20 protein-coding genes, 2 pseudogenes and 1 riboswitch are annotated in these 23325 nt (G+C 58.3%); of the genes and pseudogenes, 8 read left to right on the forward strand and 14 right to left on the reverse strand.

What is annotated here, in order from left to right; translation table 11 throughout:
* Positions 1-404 precede the first annotated feature (404 nt).
* Both JN279_RS35880 and JN279_RS35885 read right to left on the reverse strand, forming a co-directional pair.
* Positions 405-2132 (reverse strand): phospholipase D-like domain-containing protein, encoded by a 1728-nt coding sequence (locus tag JN279_RS35880; protein ID WP_202351515.1) that lies wholly within the window; start codon positions 2130-2132, stop codon positions 405-407.
* Positions 2129-5398, reverse strand: a complete 3270-nt coding sequence (locus tag JN279_RS35885; RefSeq protein WP_244734307.1) for an AAA domain-containing protein — start codon at positions 5396-5398, stop codon at positions 2129-2131. The genes JN279_RS35880 and JN279_RS35885 overlap by 4 nt, the downstream gene beginning before the upstream one ends.
* A 303-nt stretch (positions 5399-5701) precedes the next feature.
* Here JN279_RS35885 and JN279_RS35890 point away from each other — a divergent pair, with 303 nt between their 5' ends.
* On the forward strand, positions 5702-6586 hold the full coding sequence (locus JN279_RS35890; protein ID WP_006328768.1) for an SIR2 family protein: 885 nt from the start codon (positions 5702-5704) through the stop codon (positions 6584-6586).
* Positions 6587-7114: 528 nt separating this feature from the next.
* A riboswitch (cobalamin riboswitch) is annotated at positions 7115-7314 on the forward strand.
* Positions 7315-7430: 116 nt separating this feature from the next.
* On the forward strand, positions 7431-9761 hold the full coding sequence (gene metE, locus JN279_RS35895; protein ID WP_202353877.1) for a 5-methyltetrahydropteroyltriglutamate--homocysteine S-methyltransferase: 2331 nt from the start codon (positions 7431-7433) through the stop codon (positions 9759-9761).
* A 710-nt stretch (positions 9762-10471) separates the two neighbouring features.
* Here metE and JN279_RS35900 read toward each other — a convergent pair.
* Together JN279_RS35900 and JN279_RS35905 are read right to left on the reverse strand one after the other, a co-directional pair.
* A complete protein-coding gene (locus tag JN279_RS35900; protein ID WP_202351517.1) occupies positions 10472-10720 on the reverse strand; it encodes a DUF982 domain-containing protein in 249 nt (82 codons plus the stop codon).
* A 277-nt stretch (positions 10721-10997) separates the two neighbouring features.
* Positions 10998-11300: a DUF982 domain-containing protein gene (locus JN279_RS35905; protein WP_202308690.1), complete on the reverse strand. Its 303-nt coding sequence runs from the start codon at positions 11298-11300 to the stop codon at positions 10998-11000.
* A gap of 245 nt (positions 11301-11545) precedes the next feature.
* On the opposite strand from JN279_RS35905, the gene JN279_RS35910 reads away from it, so the two are divergent.
* A complete protein-coding gene (locus JN279_RS35910; RefSeq protein ID WP_202324086.1) occupies positions 11546-12010 on the forward strand; it encodes a MucR family transcriptional regulator in 465 nt (154 codons plus the stop codon).
* Positions 12011-12267: 257 nt separating this feature from the next.
* Here JN279_RS35910 and JN279_RS38780 read toward each other — a convergent pair whose 3' ends face one another.
* The 5 genes from JN279_RS38780 to JN279_RS38490 form a co-directional block, all read right to left on the reverse strand.
* Complete coding sequence (locus JN279_RS38780) at positions 12268-12867, reverse strand: cold-shock protein (RefSeq protein WP_202351518.1); 600 nt, start codon at positions 12865-12867, stop codon at positions 12268-12270.
* A gap of 379 nt (positions 12868-13246) precedes the next feature.
* Entirely contained in the window at positions 13247-14239 is a 993-nt protein-coding gene (locus JN279_RS35920; protein WP_202351519.1) for an adenosine kinase, read from the reverse strand.
* A 100-nt stretch (positions 14240-14339) separates the two neighbouring features.
* Positions 14340-15515, reverse strand: a complete 1176-nt coding sequence (gene metK / locus JN279_RS35925; RefSeq protein WP_202351520.1) for a methionine adenosyltransferase — start codon at positions 15513-15515, stop codon at positions 14340-14342.
* A gap of 54 nt (positions 15516-15569) precedes the next feature.
* The gene (locus JN279_RS35930; protein ID WP_202351521.1) at positions 15570-16907 is read right to left on the reverse strand and encodes a serine hydroxymethyltransferase; all 1338 of its coding nucleotides are present in this window, start codon (positions 16905-16907) and stop codon (positions 15570-15572) included.
* Positions 16908-17288: 381 nt separating this feature from the next.
* Complete coding sequence (locus JN279_RS38490; protein WP_244734308.1) at positions 17289-17702, reverse strand: hypothetical protein; 414 nt, start codon at positions 17700-17702, stop codon at positions 17289-17291.
* Between JN279_RS38490 and JN279_RS39005 the strand changes: the two genes are divergently transcribed.
* A complete protein-coding gene (locus JN279_RS39005; protein WP_446720440.1) occupies positions 17623-17949 on the forward strand; it encodes a hypothetical protein in 327 nt (108 codons plus the stop codon). The two genes, JN279_RS38490 and JN279_RS39005, sit on opposite strands and share 80 nt — an antisense overlap.
* On the opposite strand, the gene JN279_RS35940 is transcribed toward JN279_RS39005, so the two are convergent.
* From JN279_RS35940 to JN279_RS39010, 5 genes and pseudogenes are all read right to left on the reverse strand, one after another.
* Complete coding sequence (locus tag JN279_RS35940; protein ID WP_202351523.1) at positions 17922-18131, reverse strand: helix-turn-helix transcriptional regulator; 210 nt, start codon at positions 18129-18131, stop codon at positions 17922-17924. The two genes, JN279_RS39005 and JN279_RS35940, sit on opposite strands and share 28 nt — an antisense overlap.
* Positions 18132-18299: 168 nt before the next feature.
* Positions 18300-18785 carry a DUF2285 domain-containing protein gene (locus JN279_RS35945; protein WP_244734309.1) on the reverse strand — a complete coding sequence of 162 codons (486 nt, stop codon included), beginning with the start codon at positions 18783-18785 and terminating at the stop codon, positions 18300-18302.
* Positions 18786-18849: 64 nt separating this feature from the next.
* Entirely contained in the window at positions 18850-19101 is a 252-nt protein-coding gene (locus JN279_RS35950; RefSeq protein WP_202351525.1) for a transcriptional regulator domain-containing protein, read from the reverse strand.
* Between the two features lies 1 nt (position 19102).
* Positions 19103-19735, reverse strand: a complete 633-nt coding sequence (locus tag JN279_RS35955; protein ID WP_202353878.1) for an acyl-homoserine-lactone synthase — start codon at positions 19733-19735, stop codon at positions 19103-19105.
* 100 nt (positions 19736-19835) lie between these two features.
* Positions 19836-19942 (reverse strand): annotated as a pseudogene (locus JN279_RS39010) (LuxR family transcriptional regulator); the annotation flags it as partial.
* A gap of 511 nt (positions 19943-20453) precedes the next feature.
* On the opposite strand from JN279_RS39010, the gene JN279_RS35960 reads away from it, so the two are divergent.
* The 4 genes and pseudogenes from JN279_RS35960 (at position 20454) to JN279_RS35970 (ending at position 23102) form a co-directional block, all read left to right on the forward strand.
* Positions 20454-20774: a HesB/IscA family protein gene (locus JN279_RS35960; RefSeq protein WP_202351526.1), complete on the forward strand. Its 321-nt coding sequence runs from the start codon at positions 20454-20456 to the stop codon at positions 20772-20774.
* Positions 20775-20798: 24 nt separating this feature from the next.
* Complete coding sequence (locus JN279_RS35965; protein WP_202351527.1) at positions 20799-21260, forward strand: iron-sulfur cluster assembly scaffold protein; 462 nt, start codon at positions 20799-20801, stop codon at positions 21258-21260.
* A gap of 239 nt (positions 21261-21499) precedes the next feature.
* Positions 21500-21763, forward strand: a pseudogene (locus JN279_RS38495) (7-carboxy-7-deazaguanine synthase); the annotation flags it as partial.
* 301 nt (positions 21764-22064) lie between these two features.
* Positions 22065-23102: a LacI family DNA-binding transcriptional regulator gene (locus JN279_RS35970; protein WP_202351528.1), complete on the forward strand. Its 1038-nt coding sequence runs from the start codon at positions 22065-22067 to the stop codon at positions 23100-23102.
* The last annotated feature ends 223 nt before the right edge of the window (positions 23103-23325 follow it).

Below are 23325 nucleotides of genomic sequence, written 5' to 3' on the forward strand. Positions count from 1 at the left end.
CCGGGCGTCGGGCTTGAAACCTCCTCACCGCGGCGATCGTCCATTGGAACTCGATCTATAAGGCCGACGCGGTGGCGCACCTGTGGGCACAAGCCGAAATCGTCCCGGACGAGCCTTGTGGTCGCGCGTGCCGTCGGCGCCGCAACTACCGCGCGTCTTTCTCGCCGCCACAGGGCGCCAGATGCGCCAAAGCCCGTACGCGGATTCTGCTTCCTCGGGAGCAATGTCCACGGGATGGCCGGTCTTTGGGTCTGCAGCGCGCCCCCGCAACCACCTCTCCGCCACCCGCTGAACGCTTGAACCATTCGGCCCCACTTCGATCTGCCTCCGGGTCAAACCCGAGCGCATTGACGGCACCGCGTGTCTGCATATAGACCGTGCCACGAAGTGGGATCCCGAATTGTTTAGGGAGCCCGTTCTGATCCGGCGCTTTGCTCAGCAGTCAACTTCTCTGCCAACCACGAGCCAACCCCCGGCCCTCGTACGTGCAAACCAAGCTCGGCGCCGCGCGATCGGGCGCCGGAAACCGAAGTGGAGAGCCAGTTGAAGCTCGTCACCGCCACGGTGTCGTTATCAACGATAAGGAACTTGCCGTGCAGTGACGGATCGCGGTGCAATTCCAAGCCGCGTGCGGCAAGTTCGTTCACACTGGGTGCCCGGCCCTGCTCTGTCATAGTCTTGCTGGGCCGATTGTACATGAGTTCTACTCGGCAACCGTCTCGAGCCGCAACCTCCATCGGAACCACCACCGAGGTTTCGGCTGCCAAGCCGAAGAGATCACACCCAATCAATATTCGGGACTTGGCCTCATCCCGCGCTCGCGTAATGCACGCGTAATGGTCCTCGTCAACCAAGAGTTCAATAGAGTACTCGCCTGCCTCTGTTTGCGGATCGAAACTGCGAATTGCCTGCCAAACACTGCGCAGTCTTCTAGCTACAGCGGGCCAACTCCCCGCTGAGGGAACCTGGGCGCTGATGAGTTGACCCACCACCTCGCGCCCAACTACTCGCGAGGTGGTCCGAAGCGACACGTCCTTGGCGCTGTACCATGAAGACAAATAGTTGCAGGATCCCACGACGGTAGTCCAGCCGAGCTCTTTGTCGTCAAAGATGATGATCTTGGCGTGAGAACCTGATGAATTTGGAGATAGCTGTATACGTTGGTTTGCAGATTGGGGCAGCATTGCAAGCAACTGTTGCACTTCCCCGATGGGGGCAGCAGGCTTCGGGTCTTCAGCGTCTACGCGCAATCCCCACAACAGATCAACTTTTACGCCGCGCCTAGCCGCCTCTGAAAATGATGGCAGAAGTCTTTTGACTGTCTCTGGATGAACGAAGCAAGAGTGGAACGCAATGTATGATTTTGTAGATCTCAGAGCACTCTGAAGAAATTCAAAGTGTTCCTCCCCACCAACGATAAAGTTACTTGAATCCAAGGACGCACGCCCGACTCCCTCGCCCATGCCGGTGCTGATCTTGGCGGCCCGCTTCATTGGGACGGCCCCAAGTTTAATGAGTTGTGCGCGTAGCTTTTCCCTGAGACGCATAGGGGCGTAGTCGGGGAGACCTGTGAGCTCCCCCATGTCAAGATAAATCCGAGCGTAGGGCCTGGACGGTGTCCGTAACTTCGGCTCTTCGTCCTCCAGATCCTCGTCAACGCCTAAATATAGAAGATCGCGAATGGTCGCGTCGTTCGGATCGTAATTTTGTTCAATCGGCTCAAGGAGGTTTGGGTTCTCCGGCAGGTCTTTTTCATACACCAGATCAAGATCGTCTGCTCTAAGCCAGCTTCCCGACAATCGATCAAAACATAGCGATATCCAACGCCCGCCGCGCTGTAGCTGGGCAGGCAGACTTTCGTCGGCGGCCCGTCTTTTGCCGGCGGTGGTAGCCGTGAAAAAATTCCCTGCTGATGTGGATCGAACTTCAATCCAACCCACCCGCATTAGATTGATCAAGCCCTCCACGACAAGACGGTCCGGAACCAGAGATTTTCGGGCTAACTCACGCACAGAGTGTCGCCCAGAAGCCAATTCGAGCAGCAACATCTGCTCAAGAACACTCCACCGCCGGCCAAAATTCACCACATAGTTCACCGCAACGCGGAAGACTGGAACGTAGAGTGAGGTCACGAGTGGCCTCCTGTCCGAACCAACGTTCTATTTACCTGCGCTCTCTCCATGAACGCCATCATTCGTCCGATGTAGGCGTAATCAGCCTCTTCTGGGGTGAAATCGTTGCATCTGCTCGAAAAAAAATCCCAGCTTCCTACAATTACAAGCTTCTGTTTTGCCCTACTAAGCAAAACGTTCATTCTCGTCTCTTGCTTAAGAAACCCAAGGCTCTTCCACGGAACCAACGCATTGTTCCGCACGAGACTTACTATGACAATATCAGCCTCACTTCCTTGGAATTCATCAACCGTCGCACCAAGCCGTTTGTCGACCGTAAGATCGAAAGGCGATTGGAACATCAAGTCAAGTGTCCCAGCCCCCCTCGCAGCCTCGATCTTTTTTCGGATAAGCTTCAACTGATCGTTGTATGGCGACAAAATCTGGATGTGACACTTTTGGCTTCCGCGCGGCCGAAACTGTTGAAGAGTGTCAACAACCGCTTCGGCTTCGCTGTCCGAAACAAAAAGTCCCGTTTGCTCGCCGACCGAAAACTTTTCCTTCTGTATCCAGGGAACGTCACGCCAAATTATCCGCGCCTCCGGCATCCAAGAAGAGCCGGTTATGTCGTATGGAGGTAGGCCTTCAAATTTCACCTTCGCCTCGTCAGGAGTTTTCAGGAGAGTGCCGCTGTCATCTGGATAAAATATTCGGCCCACCAAGTCCGCGATGTCTGGATGCATCCTGTGCTGATCGGTCAGCGTGGAGGCTGGCCCGTCTAATCCTATGCCTTCTCCCATGCTTTGCTCGAAGAAGCGGCCGAAAAAGCGAACCATTGATCTCCACTTGGTGCAGCGGTCGGCAAAGCTATCTTTGCTAGGATCCTCATCGACGAGAGCGGGGTCAACCAGTCCGGGAGCGAACTGAGCACCCAATTGCACAGCCTTTTGTACTCGAAGAGGTTCCCCTAAAAGGTCCTCAAATGTCTCTGCGTTGTAGGGAGGGAGCTGATGGTGATCTCCAATCAGCAAAATGCGATGGCTTGCCTGCAACGCCGCCGCCATATCGAAGCCATGCGCCTTGCCCGCTTCTTCAATTACAGACCAATCAAACCGCCGCCCCCTGTTGGAAAGCTCGGCTAAGTCAGGCGCGTTGGACGTGGCAAACGTTAGATTCGCCGCATCTTGGATGAGCAGTTGCATTGCCTTCCGTTCAACGCTTGGGCTCATGTGTTCATCCGGAGACGATATGGCCTCCGCCAGCTTCTCCTTAAGAAACCCTGGCGCGGCCTGCGCCATTTCACTAGCCGCGAGGGAATCCAAAATGACGTTGGTCGTGGCATCAATATCGAAATCAGACCCTTGCCGGGCGCCCAGCCTGAGAAGGATTGGGCGACTGTTTGGGGGCAGCTCATTGAAAAGCTTTGAGGTCTTCTGGAGCACATCGTCAACGGTGTGATGAGAATGGGCCGTAAGAAGAACCTGCGCCGTTGGGTCGTCAGTAAGCAGGCGATCAGAGAACGCTTGGATTAGAGTTGTCTTGCCAGTCCCCGGCGGCCCTTGGACTGCAAAGGATGGATAAACCTGCCAAAGTTGCTCGATTGTTTTTCTTTTCGATTCGTCAAGATCGATTGCTGCTCTTCCTGCCGGTGCCCGGTCTAACCCGCGCCTGCTCGCAATGTAGGGGTCCGCGATTAGTCGCAACAACGAAGTGTGCTGGCGCAAATCTTCAATGGCTTTGTGACGCCTCCGAATCTGCGCAATGGTTCCACCGAAGTTCCGAGCCAAGTAGAGCGTTGCACCAGCACGTGTTACGGCGCCTTGCTCCGTAACAAAATGGTAGCGGGGGCCTCCAGAATTCATCTCTCTGCGGTCAAATGACCATTGCACGGCCCCCTGCGGGTCACGCGAGATCGTCCTTCTATCAAGAAGATAGTAGGTATCTCTGCTCGGCTCTTGTTCGTCATCATCTGAAATTTCTTCAGCACCCAAGCCAAACCAGTCTGCAACTTGATCGGCAGGCGGCGAAAGCTTGAGGAACGTACACAGCTCATTACGTTCGACTTCCTTGACGGGGGTCACCGAGATATAGGTGATGCCCCCCATCGTATCGACTTCTATCACTCGAACGGGGCAAATCTGAGCAGCAATCAAAAGAGTGTCTATCTGCTGGGTGACCCTGAAGAAATCGTGGACATCTTGAAGGTGTGGTTCTACGGTTGCGTCAACCACCCTAGGCGGAAATGCCTTATCCCAAGGAAGACTTTTGTCCCGGATCGAGTTAATGTTGTTGCGTACGTGGGGGTATAGGCGAATCTGTAATTTTCGTTCACCAGTGTTAAGAATGTCGTCCCCTTGGAAAGACTTCGGATATTCTTCAACTGAATCGCAATATCCTACATCCCAAGTTGCGCCCCCCTGAGGCAAATCCCACTGAGATACTCGATACTCAAGCTTCGAGCCTTTCAGGATAAATCGACGCCTCGGGTAGCTCCGAGCGATCACGCGGATGTCACCCCGTAAGTCATTTTCGATCCATTTTCTTTGATTCTCGACGGCGTCGGCGCGGGCCTGGTCTCCCGCGATACGCTCTATGGCGCGAGACAGGTCCGTAAGGGGCCCTAAGCGCACCGCAACAACAATTGGATTGCTGGACGCGGATGCAACAGCTTCTAGGCCGACAACAATATCGCGGATGGCCCGCTCCACGGACTCACCATCCACCAAACGGCGATCTGCTTCTTCCTCAAGTAACGACAGGAGAAGCGTCTTTTCTCGCTCTCGCAGAGTTGGGAGATCGGTAATCGCTTTTTTTAGCGCACTGAGTTTTCTTACAGTTCTGACCGGCGCACCAAACATCTCCGCAGCTAGTAGTCCGAAGTCGAACCAATCGGTGGCTGTCGAGAACTCACCAGGACCGCGCTCAAGTTCCGGTGGCCTCGCGACGCGTTGCTTGGCCGGATTTGCTGAAGCACCGTCGTTACCTGCAATTCGCAGCGACCATTCGAAACCACTCAATCGAAAGTCGTTGCTGCCGTCAGGGCCAACGAAAATTGAAGCCGAGGAAAGCGTCCGGTGGATCGTGCCGCCGTCATGTAAAAGGCGTAAGGCTTCGGATATGCGTAAAAGCCCCTCCCACAGCGGTCGTCTCCTCGATGCCACTGTCAAGTTAAGCAGCCAGTGGACGTTCTGCCTTCGCTCAAGCAATTCCGATAGGATTCCGCGTCGCCCGCCTTCCAGCGCGATAAAAAAATAATCGTCAGTGATGCCGAGATCTTGGAGGGTCATGAACCTCTGGCTGGCTCCAGGATAGCTTTGAAGCCGCCTGAGGCCTCTAACCTCTCGATTCCACAAGGCCCGGATGTCCATTTCGTCGCCGCTGCGACGAGGCCACAATTTGACATAGTACACGTCACCGGCGTCCTGTGCTTGCCATAACTCAGGCTCGCCCCGCTCGACACTACCCGGCAGCAGCTTCCTTTTGAGGACGTAACGTCCGCCTAATATTTTTGTGACCATGTTGCTTTAAGACTATGAGTCGCACTCCGCGTCTAGTACACAAAATCACTTCCCCACATAAGGTTCTAACGCGTGCCGGGCAAAATCGACGACAACTTCGAAGACTTCGTGTCCAATTGGGATTTGTTTCGCGGACGGTTGACAATTTTTCTAGGCGCAGGAGCTTCGATAGGCGCCAAGAACAAATTGGGCGAGGATCTTCCCAACGCATATGCTCTGCGAAACACGCTATGGCAGCGTTTCAAGCATGACGGCTCGACTGCGTTTGACCCGGAGAGCCTAAAGCTCATGAGCCTAGAGCATGCCGCCGCGATAATCGAAACCAAGACCGGCCGAACGCCGATGTCTGAGTTCTTGGTCGAACATTTTACCTGCTTCCTGCCATTGTGGCAGCATGTTGCACTGGCCAATCTGGGAGCGCGGTCGATATTCACGACCAACTACGATGAGCTAGTTGAGCTTGGCTACAAATCGAGTAGCTCTCTCCCCCCGGACATAATTTATGATGATAGGCAAGCTTTGAGCGGTCGCATGCCGCTCTACAAGCCGCACGGAAGTTTAACCTACGCCCACGAGCCGGTCGGTAAAGGTGGCTTGGTTATAACTCAATTCGATTATTTTGAAATGATATCATCGTATCGAAAGATGATATCAAAAGCCATGGGCGGATTTGAGAACAGCTGCGTCCTACTCATTGGATATTCTTTCAGTGATATGGACATTGGTGCTGAATTATACTCAATCAGGCAGAAAAACCGAGGCATCCCTTGGTACACTGTCTTTCCAAGAGATGATCATCAGGTTCGGAAGATGTACTCGAATCGACTGTTTATAAATCAGATCAATATGGATTTCGAGCAATTCATGACTAAACTGGACAATCGCGTTAACTTTTTGCCTCCTGAGCTGAAAAATAGTCGAATCAAGAAACTCAGGGCGGCCGGGCGTATCCAATGAAATCAAGAATGAAGAAGCCCTACAGTTGACCGGGCTTTCTCTTGATGCGGCCTTGTGTGCTCGCTCGGGCACATGCTCAATAATGTGGGCGAAGGGTAGGAAATTCACTATCGGCACGAACCCGCTCCAACCAATCCTCGCCCGCGATTGGGTTCCCAAAGCCGCGTTCGCGGCCTCGCGTAAGAACCGCCCGCTGCATATCTGACGGTTGCAAAGTCTTGCGGATCAGCGCCGATCCACGGCGCTTCGTTCTTGGTGGCCTCGGTGAGGCCGGAGCTTTTCCTTTTCTCGTTGAGATAGTTGGAAGGCTCGCACATCAGCGGCATTGGCAACGTCGGCCGCATGCGACAACGCCTGTTGCGACACGCTCTTTTCGTGCCGATGGGACAAAGACCTCTCCGAGCCTGCACTGATAAGAGGCGGCATCGTAAGCGGCTTTGGGCGAAAGAGACCGATCAGCGCAAGGGCATTATTCGCATCATCACATAAACATCTCGTTATATGTATTGACAAGGAGCGAAGCTGCTGTGATTGTGCGCATGTCGTGGTTCTCCGCGCGGCACTGCCGTAGCGGAGCTAAGAGGGAAGCCGGTGCGATGCCGGCGCTGCCCCCGCAACTGTTAGCGGCGAGCCAAGCCCATTGGTGTCACTGAGGCGAACGGCCTCGGGAAGACGGGCAGAGGCTTTGACCCGCGAGCCAGGAGACCTGCCACGACGAACAACGTCCACGGGCGGGGTGTCTCGGTGGCCGCGGTAGCCTGGCTTCGTGCCGCCTACTCGCGCGTTCCTTGTCCCCACGCCCCAACCATCGGGGTATGGCATGACTGTCTCTCAACAAATTCCAGTGGCAACGCTCGGCGTGCCGCGTATCGGTCGACGGCGGGAACTCAAATTCGCGCTTGAAAGCTACTGGTCCGGAAAATCTCCCGCTGCCGACCTGCTCGCGACGGCGAAGGCGCTACGCGCCGCCAGCTGGAGGGAGCAGCACGATCGCGGCGTGTCGAAAATCCCGTCCAACGATTTCTCGCTTTATGACCATGTGCTCGACACCGTCGCCATGGTCGGCGCCGTGCCGGCACGATACACCTGGACTGACGGCGAGGTCCCACTCGATACCTATTTCGCCATGGCGCGCGGCAACCAAGATCAGGCCGCTGATTGCGGACATGCCGGTGACGAGCATGCGGCCAACGGGCATGGCCTTGCCGCGATGGAAATGACCAAATGGTTCGACACCAACTATCACTACATTGTGCCGGAACTTACCGACGATCAGAGCTTTGCCCTCTCGTCGGCGAAACCGGTCGATCATTTCCTCGAGGCCAAGGCGCTCGGCATCCACACGCGCCCGGTCCTGCTTGGACCGGTTACCTTTCTCAAGTTGGCGAAGTCACCTGAGGAAGGTTTCAACCCTATCGCGCTCCTGCCACGGCTGCTGCCCGTCTACGAGGAGCTCCTGCGGAGGCTGAAGCTCGCGGGAGCCGATTGGGTACAGATCGATGAGCCGGCGCTCGTGCTGGATCTGATTCCCAACGAACGGGATGCGCTCCAATTCGCCTACTGCCGGCTGGCGAAAGCAGCACCCGAGTTGAAGATCATGGTCGCTACCTATTTCGGATCGCTGGGAGACAATCTCGAGACCGCAATTTCTCTGCCCGTGGCGGGACTGCACGTCGATCTCGTGCGCGCTCCAGAGCAGTTGGAGACCGTCGGCCGGCTCGCGCAGAAGGAACTTGTGCTCTCGCTCGGGCTGATCGACGGCCGCAACGTCTGGCGCGCGAACCTGCCTGCCATACTTGACCGCATCAAGCCGATCGTCGCCGACTGGCCGTTGGACCGCGTGGAGATCGCCCCGTCCTGCTCGATGCTGCATGTGCCGATCGACCTGGACATGGAGACGACACTCGATGCGGACGTGAAATCGTGGCTCGCCTTCGCGGCGCAAAAAACCGACGAGCTGGTCGTGCTCGCCCGTGCCCTGGCTGAAGGCCGGGACGCGGTCGCCGCCGAACTAGAGGCGTCGGCTGAGGCTGCCGCCGCTCGCGCGACATCCGCTAAGGTGCATGATCCGCTCGTCGAAGGTCGGGTCGCCAGCATCAAGGTCGCCATGACGCGCCGGAAGAGCGCATTCGACGTGCGCTCCAAGCTTCAGGCCGACACGTTTGGCTTGCCATCCTTCCCCACCACGACGATTGGCTCCTTCCCGCAAACAGCCGAGGTTCGCAAGGCGCGGGCAGCCCATGCCAAAGGCGAGCTGAGTTACGTCGACTATGAGGCGTTCCTGAAGAAAGAGATAGAAGCCGCCGTTCGCTGGCAAGAAGAGATCGGACTCGACGTGCTGGTCCACGGCGAATTCGAGCGCAACGATATGGTGCAGTATTTCGCCGAGCAGCTCCGCGGCTTTGCCTTCACGCAGCATGGGTGGGTGCAGAGCTATGGCTCGCGCTTTGTGCGACCCCCGATCATCATTGGCGATGTGTCGCGACAAAATCCGATGACACTACACTGGTGGCGATACGCCCAGTCGCTGACGCTAAAGCCGGTGAAGGGCATGCTTACCGGCCCGGTGACGATCCTCAACTGGTCCTTCGTCCGAGACGACCTTGCCCGCTCAGCCGTCTGCCGCCAGGTCGCGCTCGCCATTCGCGATGAAGTGAGCGACCTCGAAAAGGCCGGCGCCAAGATGATCCAGATCGACGAAGCCGCACTGCGCGAGGGCTTGCCGCTTCGTGAGGCCGACTGGGAAACCTATCTCGACTGGGCCGTCGAATGCTTCCGGCTGGCTTCAACGGCGGTTGGCGATGCGACCCAGATTCACACCCATATGTGCTACTCCGAGTTCGGCGACATCGTGGACGCGATTGCTGCAATGGATGCCGATGTGATCTCCATTGAAACCTCGCGCTCGCAGATGGAACTGCTCGATACGCTGCGAACCTTCAAGTATCCGAACGAGATCGGTCCTGGTGTCTATGACATTCACTCGCCGCGGGTCCCGGAAGTGGGCGAGATTTCCAACCTCATCATGCTTGCGCGCGATCGATTGTCGGATGGCCAACTGTGGGTGAATCCCGACTGCGGTCTCAAAACGCGCAGATGGGAGGAGGTCCGCCCTGCCCTGGTGAACATGGTGGCTGCAGCACGCGCAATTCGGGAAAAAGCGCAGACCGCGTAGGGCTCGGTGCCCCTCGCCGGCGGTGAGCGGCAACGCCACACCGGGCATCGAGGGGGAGTCTATCCGGCGCACCCAAGGCAATCGAGCTGCCGGTGACGAAACGCCTCGGCAAGCTTGGCCTGGCCGCGGCCCTTGTTACGGCGCGTTGAAGTCAGCTGTTCCAGAGGCCTCCGTTGGCGGGCGATCGAGGAGGCTTGGGCCTCAAATGAGCCGGCCAGAAACGAGACGGCTCTCCGCCAGCCCGTTTCGGATTATTCCGTATTGGGATAATCGAAATCACTATCGTCTCCCCGCCCTTGGTCGCCGAAACCCCAGTCCCGACCATCGGGAGAAGCATCGGCGATCACGCGCTGGTCCGCGGAGCGTGTTCCGGGAACCGGATACAGGGCCAAGCTGGGGAAGGTTCAAACGGCACTTGTGGAGACTGTTGAGGCGGCATCGAGGCTCCGCCATCTGCAGCGGGCCAATTCCCGCTTGATGGCTCCGTCTGCCTCTGGCTGCAATCACGATCACCGCGACGGCGAAGCCGAGCGGCCGCAGCTGGCTGGCGGACCCTTGTGCTTCGATGGTGGAAGATCAGGCGCCGGACCAGGAAAGCCGTCGCGGAAGGAGAGGGGTTGGCTTGCACCTGGCGATGCCGGCAGGGGTATTCGGAGCGCGCTCAATAGCGATGTGCAGATGGCCGAAATTCATGAGCGGCGCCCTAAATCTCAATCGCTGCGTAGAATGCGTGCTTCGAGCGCGGCTGCGACGAAAGCTCGTCGAGCGGCTGGTGGATGGGTCTTACCGCGTAACACCTGCAGACAGGTGTCCATCGCAATTCTGCGCTTATCGGTCTTATGATGCAGATCCCGCAGCAATATAGCGGCCGCGTCGTTGACGTCGAACACGATACGCTCCGAGCTGCGGCGGCTAACCTGAACAACGACTGGCCTCTCAAATCTGATCAAGCCGGTCATCTCTCCCCTCCTCCACAGCCACTATGCGGCAAACAGCCCCGGGTCGCATTTATTTACTCAGCCGAACGCCACCGCTGCATCTGCGCCGCCGAACCTGGCCATTGCCGACCAAGCGATCGCCATGAGCTGCGTCTGGCCATGGTCAGGTTGCGTGCGATCTGCGGTTTTGTAGTCGGTGGTGAGGAACTGCTTCTCACTCGCGTGGTCTAGCTGTGAAACCTGGACATACTGCACTGTTTGACGCGTCTCGCGCCAGTCTCAAACATGCCGTCGAAGTCTACACCTGCACTTTTCCACTGCCCGATCTGCAGGCGGCGATCCACTGCATCGCGGAGGTTGAATCTTCCAAGATGGCGACCCGCTTCGCAAAGCCGAAAAAGGCATTGCGCGCCGTGCTTACCGGCTTGCGCCCATCGTACGCATCGTAGCATGCCCTCAGGGCGGCTTCGTGGATCATGTCTCTGCGATCTTCCGGCCATTCATTGAGAAAATCGATTGCATCCGCAAGGCCGGCGATCTCTTGGATGATGTGCGTTGCGCGCCTCACGAAAAGCGGGCTGCTGAAAGCCTCAGCGTTCATTCGTTCCTCCAACCTTCCAAATAGCCAATTTGTGTGAAGAGGCGCCGCATCGACGCGAGGCGACCCTGACACAATGTGTTGTCAGGGCGATGACGGTTCAAGAGGAAGATCCGCGACGGCGACCGGGCGTGCAGCGATCCGCCAACACATCATGCAATGGCTTTGGTTGCCATCAAACGCGGTCGTCACTATTAAGCTACGAGATGATTCTTACCCGGCTACTCTAATTCCGCAGGAGCGTTTTCATGACCGAAGAAACCGAGAGCAAAGCCGACAACCTCATCGAACTCACCGCCCATGTCGTCTCAGCCTATGTTTCGAACAATCCGGTTCCCGTCGGTGAACTGCCTGGGCTTATCGGCCAGATCCACATCGCATTGAAAGGCACTGCTGGTGGTGCCGCACCAGAAAAATCGGAAGCTCTCAAGCCTGCCGTACCGATCAGAAAATCGGTTACACCCGATTATATTGTCAGCCTTGAGGACGGTAAGAAGTTCAAGTCGCTCAAGCGTCACCTGGCTACCCACTATGGCCTTACGCCCGACGAATATCGCGCAAAATGGGAGCTGCCGGCGGACTATCCCATGGTGGCGCCGAACTACGCTGCGGCGCGCTCGGCATTGGCCAAGACCATGGGTCTGGGCCGCAAGCCGAAGGAACCGGGAGCGCCGGCACCTGCCAAGCGTGCCCGCAAGAAAGCCGCAGCCTGACCGCAATTTTTCAGGATGGGCTAGGCGGATCAGGCATGATTTCGCACTCGCGAGATAAAATTTGTGCGTTGCAATATCCGGGGCGATCGGTATGATCATGGTGTCGGCCATCTACTCCTCCCAGATGTGGTGCCGACGCTGAATGAGGCGCACCTCCTCCCGCGTCTCATTCTAAATCGAGCCCGCTGCCACCTCCTCCCGGTAGCGGGCTTTTTCTTTGTCTGAGGCGCGATTTCGGTAGGCCAACGCATTTGGCTCTAAGCGAGGCGAATGCTCCGAACTTCCAGGCCTTTCTTGCCCTGCCCGCATTGGACAAACACCTTCTGACCCTCCATCAGCATGCTGAGTCCTGAGCGGGTCAGCGCGGTGGCATGAACGAAGATGTCCTTCTCACCGTTTTCAGGTGCAATGAAGCCGAAGCCCTTTTGGGGATTGTACCATTTGACCGTGGCCTCGCTCTCCAACTGGGCGCTCGTCCCGGCGGTGGACTCTCCAGCGCAACGCGTATGCACCTGAGGTTTCGCGGTCTGACCGCCTACCTCCAGCACTTGCGCGACCTGATGACCTCTTGGACTTTCTTCCGTTGTGACCTTGAGACGCGTTCCCTCGGAAACACCGCGGCTCCCGGCCGCCTCCAGCACCCGGATGTGCAGATAGGCCTCGATGCCCTCCGGCAATTTGACAAAGCCAAAACCCTTGCTGGTGTTGAACCACACCACTTCGGCGTCGACAGGATCCGCGGTTACAGTGGACGAACGCTGAAAGTAGCTTAGCTCGGAAGGCCGTTCCGCAAAAGAAACCGGGTCATCGTCATGACGATGCCGGCGTGGCTCACGATGGTCTTTATATTTTCCCATGATCGTCTCGACTCGGCTGAACACCTCATTGCGCCTCCCGGCAGGATAATCTCAATCGGGCGATGCATTGATGTCAATTCACCAGTTGGCCGCTTCACCCGCTCTATCGCATCACGATCCCGGCCGACCTGTTGCCACACGAAGTCGACGATGGCGGATGAGCAATATGCGACAGGTCGACCTGCTGATCCGAACGCGTTCCCCATATCGCACGGCAAAAGGGTCGCGCTGAAGGGCGGCACCGCGATCAACCGTTTCGATCGTGACACGCCCCGGGCTGCCGCCTCACGCGGATGCGCATCCGACATTTCGATTTACGCGCAATTTACCCGCACAGCCTGCAGGAGGGAGACGGGCAGCTTGTCGTTGAGTCGTCCGGCTAGATCAACCCCGCCTGCTCAGCCTCGCGGCGCAAATTCTGCCGTGGCCTGGGGCCGATCTGCTGGATCACCAATCCGGCCGCCAGTGAGCCAAGGTCGCCGCAGGTCTTGAGGTCGCGGCCCTGCGTATAGCCATGCAGGAAACCGGCGGCGTAGAGATCGCCGGCGCCGGTCGTGTCGACCAGTTCCCGGATCGCCGTCGCTTGGATGACCACGGTCTCGTTGCCGCGCACGATGACCGAGCCCTTTTCTGAGCGGGTGACGGCGGCGATCCGGCAATCCTTGCGGATCTGCGCCAGCGCCTCGTCGAACGACGATGTCTGGTAGAGCGACTTGATCTCGTGGCTGTTGGCGAAGCCGATGTCGACGGTGCCCGAGCGCATCAGGTCGAGGAACTCGTCGCGGTAGCGGTCGACGCAGAACGAATCCGAGAGGGTCATCGAGACCTCGCGGCCGGCTGCGTGCGCCAGCTTCGCCGTCTGCCGGATCGCCTCTTTGGCGCGCGGCGGGTCCCAGAGATAGCCTTCGAAATAGGTGACCGCCGCACCCGACGCCTTGTCGGCCTCGACATCTTCCGGCCCGAGTTCGACGCAGGCGCCGAGATAGGTGTTCATCGAGCGTTCGCCGTCGGGGGTGACGAAGATCATCGAGCGCGCCGTCGGCGGCTCGCCCTTGAGTGGCTTTGTGTCGAAGGCGACACCCTGCGCATGAATGTCATGGGCGTAGATTTCGCCCAGCGCATCGTTGGAGACCTTGCCGAAGAAGGCGGCGCGGCCGCCGAAGGAGGCAACACCGGCCGCCGTGTTGCCGGCGCTGCCGCCGGACGCCTCGATCGCCGGGCCCATGCGGCTGTAGAGCAGTTCGGCGCGCTGGGTGTCGATGAGGTTCATCGCGCCCTTGATGATGCCGTTGGTCTCGAGGAAGTCCTCGTCGCACTGGGCGATGATGTCGACAATGGCATTGCCGATGCAAAGCACGTCATAATCCGGCATCAATGTCTCCGCCAACTACCCACCGGCTTGCTGCTATGCCGCCCGGGCGCGGGTCTAGCGAGTTGAAATGGGTTGCCGCATGCGCTTGACCCAGCGGCCCTCACGCAGCTGCCGGTCCTGCTTCACGCAGCAAGTCATCGGCTCTGTCCGTCTTCTCCCAGGTGAATTCAGGCTCTTCACGGCCGAAGTGTCCGTATGTCGCCGTCGGGCGGTATATCGGGCGTAAGAGATCAAGCATCTTGATGATGCCTTTCGGCCGGAGATCGAACAGCTCAAGAACAAGGCACTCGATCCTTTTTTCGTCAATCCTTGCGGTTCCGAAGGTATTGACCATGACAGAAACCGGACTGGCCACGCCGATCGCGTAGGCAAGCTGAACCTCGCAGACCTCCGCAAGTCCGCTGGCAACGATATTCTTTGCGACATACCGCGCCGCATAGGCGGCCGAGCGGTCAACCTTAGATGGGTCCTTGCCCGAAAAGGCGCCGCCGCCGTGACGCCCCGTTCCACCGTAGGTATCGACGATGATCTTACGTCCAGTGAGCCCGCAATCGCCAGCAGGCCCACCGACCACGAACCGCCCTGTTGGGTTGACCAGAAATCTGATCTCCGAAGTATCCAGATGGGTTGGCAGGACCGGTTTTATGATCTCCTCAATGACGCCTTCGCGGACTGTATCTTGGGAGACCGCCTCGTCATGCTGCGTTGACAGGACTATAGTCTCCAGCGCCACCGGGCGGAGACCCTCGTAGCGTACGGACACTTGAGATTTCACGTCCGGACGCAGCCAGCCAAGCTGTCCCGTTTTCCGGACCTCTGCCTGTCTTTTCGTCAAGTGGTGAGCGAGTTGGATCGGCAAGGGCATCAATGTATCCGTCTCGTTGCATGCGAATCCAAACATGAGGCCCTGATCCCCCGCCCCCTGCTCGAGGTCCTGCCCTCGTCCTTCATCAACGCCCTGGCTTATGTCGGGCGACTGCTCGGAGAGAGCCAGAACGACGGCGCAACGTCGACCATCAAAGCCGATGGCATCGTCGTCGTACCCAATATCGAGGATCGTATCGCGGGCAACTTGGCTGTAATCGATCTCCGCGTGGCTGGTGATCTCGCCAGCCAGAACGACCATCCCTGTCTTCACCAACGTTTCACAGGCGACGCGCGCCTTCGGGTCGGTGCGGAGGATGGCATCGAGGATGGCATCCGAGATGTTGTCTGCCATCTTGTCGGGGTGTCCCGCGCCGACGGATTCGGAAGAGAACACGAACTGCCTGGTCATGGAATGTCCTCGCTGCAAGTGTTGGAAGGTGGGAAGTTTCTGGATTGAGGTGGCTTACCGGTCGCTGATGCCGGGAACATCGAACGCAGCGCAGAAGTCGGCAACGTCTCTTCGCACGTTCACATGAACTTCCTCGTCGTCGGGCTGGCGGCAGACCAAATCAATGAAAGCGGCGATCTGCACCATTTCCCCTTCACGCATGCCCATGGACGTCACTGCCGGCGACCCCAAGCGGATTCCGCTTGTGACCGTCGGGTCGCGCGGGTCGCCCGGCACCATACTAAAGTTCGTAATGATGCCTGCCTTTGCCAGGCGCTCGGCATAGGCTTTGCCTGATAGCGGCCGGTCCCGAAGATCAAGGATCAGCATGTGATTGTCAGTCCCGCCGGTGACCAGATAATAACCACGACCCAGAAGCGCCTCGGCCAGCGCCTTGGCATTCTTGACGATCTGGTGACCGTAGGTGCGGAAAGAGGGGGTCGCGGCTTCCTGCAAAGCAACAGCGAGCGCGGCGATGGTATTCATGTGCGGCCCACCTTGCAGTTGAGGAAACACCGCGCGATCAATCCGTTTGGCGAGATTGTGTTTGCTCGTGGAATGATAGAGCGCCTGATAACGATCTTCATTCTTCGACAAAATAAAGCCTCCACGGGGGCCGCGGATCGACTTGTGAGATGTGCTGGTGACGACGTCGCAATGAACCACGGGATTCGGATGCGCTCCAGCGACAATCAGGCCGCTGATGTGGGCGATGTCGGCCACGAGATAAGAGTTCGCCTCCAGAGCGATTTCTGCCATTGCCGCGTAGTCAAAGACACGCGGGTAGGCAGTTCCGCCGACCCAAATGAGTTTCGGCCGTTCCCGCCTGGCGGTCTCGCGCAAGCGGTCATAGTCAATTTGCTGCGTCTTATCGTGCAGCCCATAGGGGACGCGTTTATAATCAGTGCCGGAAAAGTTGACGGACCACCCATGAGTCAGATGGCCCCCTTCGGGCAACGGCAGCCCCATGACTTTGTCATGGGGGCTCAAAAGCGCGCGATAGACAGCCTGGTTGGCTGGTGAGCCCGAATAAGGCTGGACGTTGGCGTGCTCACTGCCAAATAGCGCTTTCAGGCGCTCGATCGCGAGGGTCTCAAGCTCATCGACGATCTCGTTTCCGGCGTAGTAGCGTGCACCGGGGTATCCCTCGGCATACTTGTTGGTGAAAATCGACCCGGTCGCTTCCAACACCGCCGAGGAGGCAAAGTTCTCGGAGGCGATAAGTTTGAGAGTTGTCCGCTCCTGGCGCTCCTGTCTTAGAAGCAATTCGTGAACGCGAAAATCTACGGCCGCAAGATGAGGCCGCCTGTAAGTGTCGGGCTCCGTGATGGCGCCGCCGGCCGAATTGTCCATGGCAGTTTCGCGCTCCAATTGGACTGATCCTATTTCAAGACAAGGAGGAGGTCCCCTTGGACCGCGCGTCTTGTACCGCCTCGAGTCGCTCCAGGTCCCGCTTATGATACCCATCGTCGTGGGGCAGGAGATCGACCAGGAATTGAACCAACCCTCCGTCCTTGCCTCCTGCATTGAGATGATATGAGCACCAAGGACCTTGTCGATTGCGGCAAAGAAAGTCAGCTCTGGCCAGCATCTGGACGTGTCGCGCAACGCGCTCCCGGCGAAGATCGAGAATCTCCGCCAGCTCGCAGATCGTTAGGTCCGCATGTGCGCAAAGGCCCAGGATCCGAAGGCGATCAAGATGTGCTGCTGTCATTAGGCGATCGACAAGTTTCATCATTGGTCAGAACGACGCCAAATAGAAGAACCGAACCCCTCGTCCTGCTGGCTTTGCCATTTCGGGCTCTCCGCAAAATGCTGTTCGGCGGCGGAACATAAAACGACACCAGATTTCTGCCGCCACTGAACTCGAAAGTTGTGGTGAGCGTACCATTGACAGCGATTTGCGGTCGCAAAGATTGCGTGAATTTCCTTGAAGGATCTGTTGCAACGCCTAAACAAGAACGCAACGAGATTGGCGAGGTCCCGGTAAGACGGCAAGCTGGCGAACTGCTTGGCCAAGCGGGAGGCGATAGGCGCCACCTTTCCCCAGGCGACATTGCTAACCTGCATGGTGCACCTGATCCGCCATTTGCTTGATTTCATGTCACAGAAGGATTGCAAAGCCGTCGTGCCGATGCTCAGCGTCATCTGCCGTGGCGCGAACTCCAAGCCGGCATGCAGGATCTGGAAGACTTCGAGGCCGGGGACTGGGCCGGCGATACCCGGCGATCACTCAAAGCTGGCGGCGCGACTGGCACCACGTCGTGCCTGTTCGCCTATCCGAGTGTGCGCAGCATCATCTACATGGTGGATGCGGTCGCAATGTCCGCGGCGCGTCGGTCATTTCCAAATTGCGCTTGATCCTGGTCAGTCAGGTCGCACCAGATCGATATGACTGACACGGAGGGCTTGTGCCAGTTCATAAAGCGTGACGATGGTGGGGTTCCTTTTACCCTTCTCCAGCCCGCTGATGTACTGCTGGCTGAAGCCGGAGATCTCGGCAAGCTGCTCCTGCGTCAAGCCGGCCGTCTCCCTGATCCTGCGTGCATTTCGTCCGACCAACTTGCGCATATCCATGCGCGGATGGTCAGCGGATCACGGGCCACATTGTCATCGATTTGCCCGAATCATCTGCGCCCGAATGGCGGTTCGCAGCCATCTCGATCGGGCAAACTGGATGGTTACGACTGGATACAAAGAACTGTTTGCGCGCTGACCGGCTCCAGGTGAGCTATTCCATTACTTTCAGGCGAGGAAATCCCGATAGCCACGATCCATGAGCATGTGACCGCGCCAGACGGCACGGCGGATGCGATCGCGAAGGTGGTTGCGCGGATCCGTCCAGTCGGCCTGGACGCGTTGTTGGCCCAACAGGGCCGTTGCGATTTCACGGTGCGACGCCCCGCCTAGCGAGCCGTCGAGCGCCTGGAGGACAAACCGCAGACGGCTGGCGCGCGCTTCGGGCGGAAACAGCCTGTGGGGAAGCTGTCCAGTCGCGTAAAGAGCATTGAGGCATTCGAGCGCATTCAGGTGCTGCCTCGTTCGATCGGCGAGCCAGATCGCGTCGACGAAAAGCCGAACGGGGCGCAAAACATCCGCGCCCTCCACGACAAGCTGGAGGTCCCGGTGAGCATCTCGCAGCATGACGTGTTGGCGACCATCCGCCGTGATCACGAGTGCGGCCCGACATGGCAATGCAGCGAGATCAAACGAAAGCGTTTCGGGCGACAATGCCTTTTCCGCAATGACCGGCAGAACATGAGGGCATTGGCGGGAGTACCAGAACACAGCCGCATCACACCTCAACGAGCTTGCAAAACAGGAGCCCCCACCGCGTCAGATCGAGCGACGATCTCACCACTTCTACGTCGAACCACCTTTCTGCAAATTCTGCCTGCTCAAGCGCGTGCCCCAAGTCACGCTGGAAGGCCGGATTGCGCCGCAGAAACTCCCAAGCCCAGCCGCGTCGCGTCAGGTGCTGCGTGTAGCGATAGGATTTCTCATCCTGCCAGTCCGGCCAGTCGGCGTCATTACCTATCATAACCATGTCAGGCGCCCGTGCAGAGTACCGGCGCCCACAGCACGGGACCGCCAAGACCGCCATTGTGGCGGACCGTAGCAAGGCTCTCCTCTGAGACATCCAAGAAGCCGGCAATGGCGCGCGTGGTGCCGATTGTCTGGGGCTGCCCGATCCGGGCCAGCGGCCATCCGGCGCGACGCAGGATTCGCTCCATGCGCAAATCCGTAACCGTGACTATATGGGTAAGCTGCCGTGACAAACCGAACTCGATCATGCCAGCAAGGAGTTCATAGGTAGCAACAGCAATACTCCCACTGCCCTTCGGTGCAGACGGTGGGAGATCAAGGGCGAAACGGCTGCTTTCCCAGACACTCGGTTCCTCGGGTGCCGTTCTCCCCTCCAACAGCCTCGAAAAGACATGTCGCAACATCGTCGACCCCGTCGAGGGCAGAAGGCGTACACCGCCCCCGACGCGACCGGCGGAATCGCGCAACAATAGATAGTGCGGTTTTAGGGAATCGAATGAATCGATCTCGAAGCCGCCGGTCGTGCGCACGTTCCAGTCGAGCCGCTCCTTGAAGACGCGGTAGCGCAGGCGGTGCATTTCGTGAAGTTCTTCGGCAAAGGCGCCGTACCAGCCGGGCGCAATAAGCTCAATCATGATGGTCTTCTCGCAGATATGACCCTGCCATTGGAGGCGAACCTTCATGCCGCGACTACCTGTGCATTTGCACAGGTAGATTAAAGAGGGATTCTGTTTCTCAGAGAATTGATGATCGTGAGGAGGCCAGCAGCATCACCACCTGATTTTTGGTGCGCACACCGAGCTTGTACTTAGCATGTCCAAGTGGAAAGCGGCCGTGCGCAGTGGCAGTGATTGCGCTGTTCCCTGGGCGGCGCTTTGGCCCAACTCCTGGCTTCACGGCATATACAATGCCTCAGTCGGCCCTCGCGAGTGGCGGCCGCACTACAGGCCACGGGGCCGATCACGCTAGTGGTGTTCGGCACCCACAGGCCGACGCAGAAATCGACCGCGCCTGCTTCGAGAAGGCGCGATCGATGCGGCTATCGACCACCCGGCATTCGCCATCGCACTGTGTGGTGACGATGGCGCGGCTTTTGGAGCGCAGCTCGACTTAAGAGTTCCACCCTTACACTGGTCAACATTCATATGATCGAGAACGCTGGCTCAGGCGACGACACTAGCGATGTGTCTAATGCCGCTTTTTGTACGCAAGGTTTCACTCTGTCCGACATCCGACAATTGTTGGATATGAGACAGGGCGCCAAATCCGCAAACCCGGTGTTTTAATCGAATTTCTTCTCTGGCACGTTCTGTGCTGCGTGGCTTGCAAACGCATCAGCAAGAAAATAGTCCCATGATCACCCTCACTGAAAACGCCATCGCCGCCGTCAAGCACGCGCTTTCTCGCGCCGACGAACCGGCGGAGGGCTTTCGCATCATGGTAGAGGCGGGCGGCTGCGCCGGCCTAAAATACCTGATGGGTCTGGAAAGCGTCTCGCGCGAGGGGGATGCCGTCATGGAGACGGACGGGGTCAAGGTATTCGTCGACGCAAGCTCCCAGCCCCATCTCGCCGGCATGACCGTTGACTTCGTCACGGACCTGGAGTCCTCCGGCTTTGTCTTCGACAATCCCAACGCGCGGGACAAATGCGCCTGCGGCAAGTCCTTCGGCTAGCCGCCATCACAAGGATCGGCGCCCATGCGGGACGACACCGACAACGTCTACCTCTTCAGTGACAAGCTCTATTTCATCAACCCGAACAATGTCGGCGCTTTGGAAACCCCCAATGCGGCCGGCGAGGTCGGTGCCATCGCCTGCGGCGATGGGCTTAAACTGATGATGGGTTTCGACCCTAAGACCGAGACGATCACCGCCGCAACGTTCCAGACCTTCGGCCGCGGCTCGGCCATAACCGCTTCCTCGACGTTTACCGAATTTATCGTCGGCATGACCATCGATGAAGCCCTTCAGATCACCGATCAGGACATAGCGGATTTTCTCGGCGCCCTGCCGCCGCACACGACATACTCATCGCTCGACCGCCTCATACTGGAGCGCGGCTTGCGGCTGATGAGCGAGTTCTTCCGTGCTGTGAGGCAGGCTTTCGAGGAGACGCCAGGATTCTCACGCCTCGTCCTCGTCAAGGCATCATCGCCATGAGCGACGTGATCGAGGTGTTTCTCGAGGTGATGATAGGCTTCGAGGAGCGAGAGGCCCCTCCCCGCAGCCTTCCCCCGCTCAAACCTAATTCTGCGTGGAGTTCGAGCGAGTGGGTTTTCGGCAACGAGCCTCGATGGTGTAACGAGCTGCAAAACGTGCAGTGGGACATTTCCCACCTTTTGCCGCGTCTCGTAGGCCAGCAGAGGCGCTCCCTTGCTCAGTCGAAGGCCGCGTAAGCAATGCCATATGCGGTCAAGGAAATTTTCTACACCCTTCAAGGTGAAGGACGAAACGCCGGGCGGGCTGCCGTATTTTGTCGTTTCGCCGGCTGTAACCTTTGGTCGGGACGTGAAGGCGACCGGGAAAGAGCATTCTGCGGATTTTGCGACACCGATTTCGTTGGGGTAGATGGCCCCGGTGGCAGACATTTTGCCACCGCGCGGGAGCTTGCGTTGGCGGTCGAGCAAGCCTGGCGCGGGTCGGGAACTGGGCAGCGTCTTGTCAGAATGGCGAAAGTATTGTTGAGGTCCAGAAAGCAGTGCCCATTGACGTCAGCCAGATTGGCGCCTTCGCGTTGCGCCGCGCCGCGCGGCTTCGGATCGCACAGCCGCAGCGCGCGTGGTGCCATCGGGAAAAACGGCCGCGGGCGAACAATCTTGCCGATTGGGCGTCAGGCGGCGCGGAGAATTTCGCGCAACATGTCAGGCCTCTCCTCGAAGGCCGGAGACCTACGCCTCTTTCGCCGCTGACATGGCATTTGCACTTGGAAGACGTCATTCACGAATTGCATATGGGAGGCGGCTGATGAACAGGCCAACGATCGCCGATCTGGCGAAAGCCGCGGGCGTAAGTGTTTCCACGGTCAATAGGCTCTTGCACGGAACTGGCACACTGCGACCGCAGACGGCCGACCTCATCCTGGGCGTAGCGCAGCAAATCGGCTTCCACAGTTCAGGACCGCTGCACGAACGCAGGCGGGACAATCTTCCCGCATCGGCGCTTGAGCTTTCTCATGCAGCAACGCACCGGCCGCTCTGTCAGATCTGGGCCGAGGCGCTTCTAGGTGCCTTCGCGCGACGCACAGATGTGGTTATTGAGCCAGTGCTCTTCGAGGACGACCCTTCCCCCGAAGCGGTCGCTGCCAATCTGCTCAAGATAGGCGAAAGCGCCCATGCAATCGCGGTGATCTCGGCCGATCACCCGCTCGTCGGCCAGGCGATTGACGAGTTGCGTGTCAAAGGCGTTCCGGTGATCGCCTACGTCACCGACCTGTCCGCCGCCAGCCGGGCCGGTTTTGTGGGAACCGACAATTGGAAGGCCGGCCGCACCGCCGCATGGTTTATCAGCCAGATGTCCGGTCAACCCGGCAAGGTGTTTCCTCTCATCGGCAGCAGCCGTTATCAGTTCCAAGACATCTCGGATGCGAGCTTTCGCTGCTACATGCGCGAGCACGCGCCCGAGTTCCACGTCAGCGAAACGCTCGTGACCCATGAGGCGCCGAAGAACGCCTATGCAGTCGTTCGCAGGCTGATAGCGGAGGAACCGGAGCTCAGGGGCATCTTCGTCAATGGCGGCGGCATTTCCGGCGTCCTGCTCGCCATGCGCGAGCTCGCTGCGGAGCACCAGTGCAAAATCCGGGTCGTCTGCCGCGACATCGGGCCCGAGACACGCAAGGGATTGAGCGAAGGCTTGATTACTGCTTCCTTGTGCCATCCCGTCGACAGGATGCCTGAAGAACTCATCGATGTGATGCTGCGCATGATCGAACGCACAGACACACGGTTAATCGAACAGCGGATTGTTCCGTTCGAGATCCTCACGCCAGAGAGCATTTGGACTTAAGAATCGGAAGAGCCAACGTCGTCCGGATAAGGTCATCCGTACCGCGGCGAAGCGACGACCGTTTCCTGGAGGAAAACTGGGGGGCAAAGGGCAGTTCGGCACTCATGATCCTCGTATCCACCGAAATAGGCCAGGAGGACGAGGAGATGGAAATCTCCGAGGAAGACGATCTTCTCGAGAGCTGGACCCCACGCTTCCGCCAATGATTAGGCTGCTTCTGCGG

It is taken from the genome of Mesorhizobium sp. 113-1-2 (assembly GCF_016756475.1).
GTDB lineage: Bacteria > Pseudomonadota > Alphaproteobacteria > Rhizobiales > Rhizobiaceae > Mesorhizobium > Mesorhizobium loti_C.

Bases quoted from the DNA above. Each gene is read 5' to 3' on its own strand.
- JN279_RS35940 (WP_202351523.1), bottom strand. From the start codon at position 18,131: ATGGATATGCGCAAGTTGGTCGGACGAAATGCACGCAGGATCAGGGAG.
- metK (WP_202351520.1), bottom strand. From the start codon at position 15,515: ATGACCAGGCAGTTCGTGTTCTCTTCCGAATCCGTCGGCGCGGGACAC.
- JN279_RS35960 (WP_202351526.1), top strand. From the start codon at position 20,454: ATGATCACCCTCACTGAAAACGCCATCGCCGCCGTCAAGCACGCGCTT.
- JN279_RS35910 (WP_202324086.1), top strand. From the start codon at position 11,546: ATGACCGAAGAAACCGAGAGCAAAGCCGACAACCTCATCGAACTCACC.
- JN279_RS38490 (WP_244734308.1), bottom strand. From the start codon at position 17,702: ATGACGCTGAGCATCGGCACGACGGCTTTGCAATCCTTCTGTGACATG.
- JN279_RS39005 (WP_446720440.1), top strand. From the start codon at position 17,623: ATGGTGCACCTGATCCGCCATTTGCTTGATTTCATGTCACAGAAGGAT.
- JN279_RS35920 (WP_202351519.1), bottom strand. From the start codon at position 14,239: ATGCCGGATTATGACGTGCTTTGCATCGGCAATGCCATTGTCGACATC.
- JN279_RS35965 (WP_202351527.1), top strand. From the start codon at position 20,799: ATGCGGGACGACACCGACAACGTCTACCTCTTCAGTGACAAGCTCTAT.
- JN279_RS35955 (WP_202353878.1), bottom strand. From the start codon at position 19,735: ATGATTGAGCTTATTGCGCCCGGCTGGTACGGCGCCTTTGCCGAAGAA.
- JN279_RS35950 (WP_202351525.1), bottom strand. From the start codon at position 19,101: ATGGTTATGATAGGTAATGACGCCGACTGGCCGGACTGGCAGGATGAG.
- JN279_RS35905 (WP_202308690.1), bottom strand. From the start codon at position 11,300: ATGAACGCTGAGGCTTTCAGCAGCCCGCTTTTCGTGAGGCGCGCAACG.
- JN279_RS35970 (WP_202351528.1), top strand. From the start codon at position 22,065: ATGAACAGGCCAACGATCGCCGATCTGGCGAAAGCCGCGGGCGTAAGT.
- JN279_RS35900 (WP_202351517.1), bottom strand. From the start codon at position 10,720: ATGACCGGCTTGATCAGATTTGAGAGGCCAGTCGTTGTTCAGGTTAGC.
- JN279_RS35885 (WP_244734307.1), bottom strand. From the start codon at position 5,398: ATGACCCTCCAAGATCTCGGCATCACTGACGATTATTTTTTTATCGCG.
- JN279_RS35930 (WP_202351521.1), bottom strand. From the start codon at position 16,907: ATGGACAATTCGGCCGGCGGCGCCATCACGGAGCCCGACACTTACAGG.
- JN279_RS38780 (WP_202351518.1), bottom strand. From the start codon at position 12,867: ATGGGAAAATATAAAGACCATCGTGAGCCACGCCGGCATCGTCATGAC.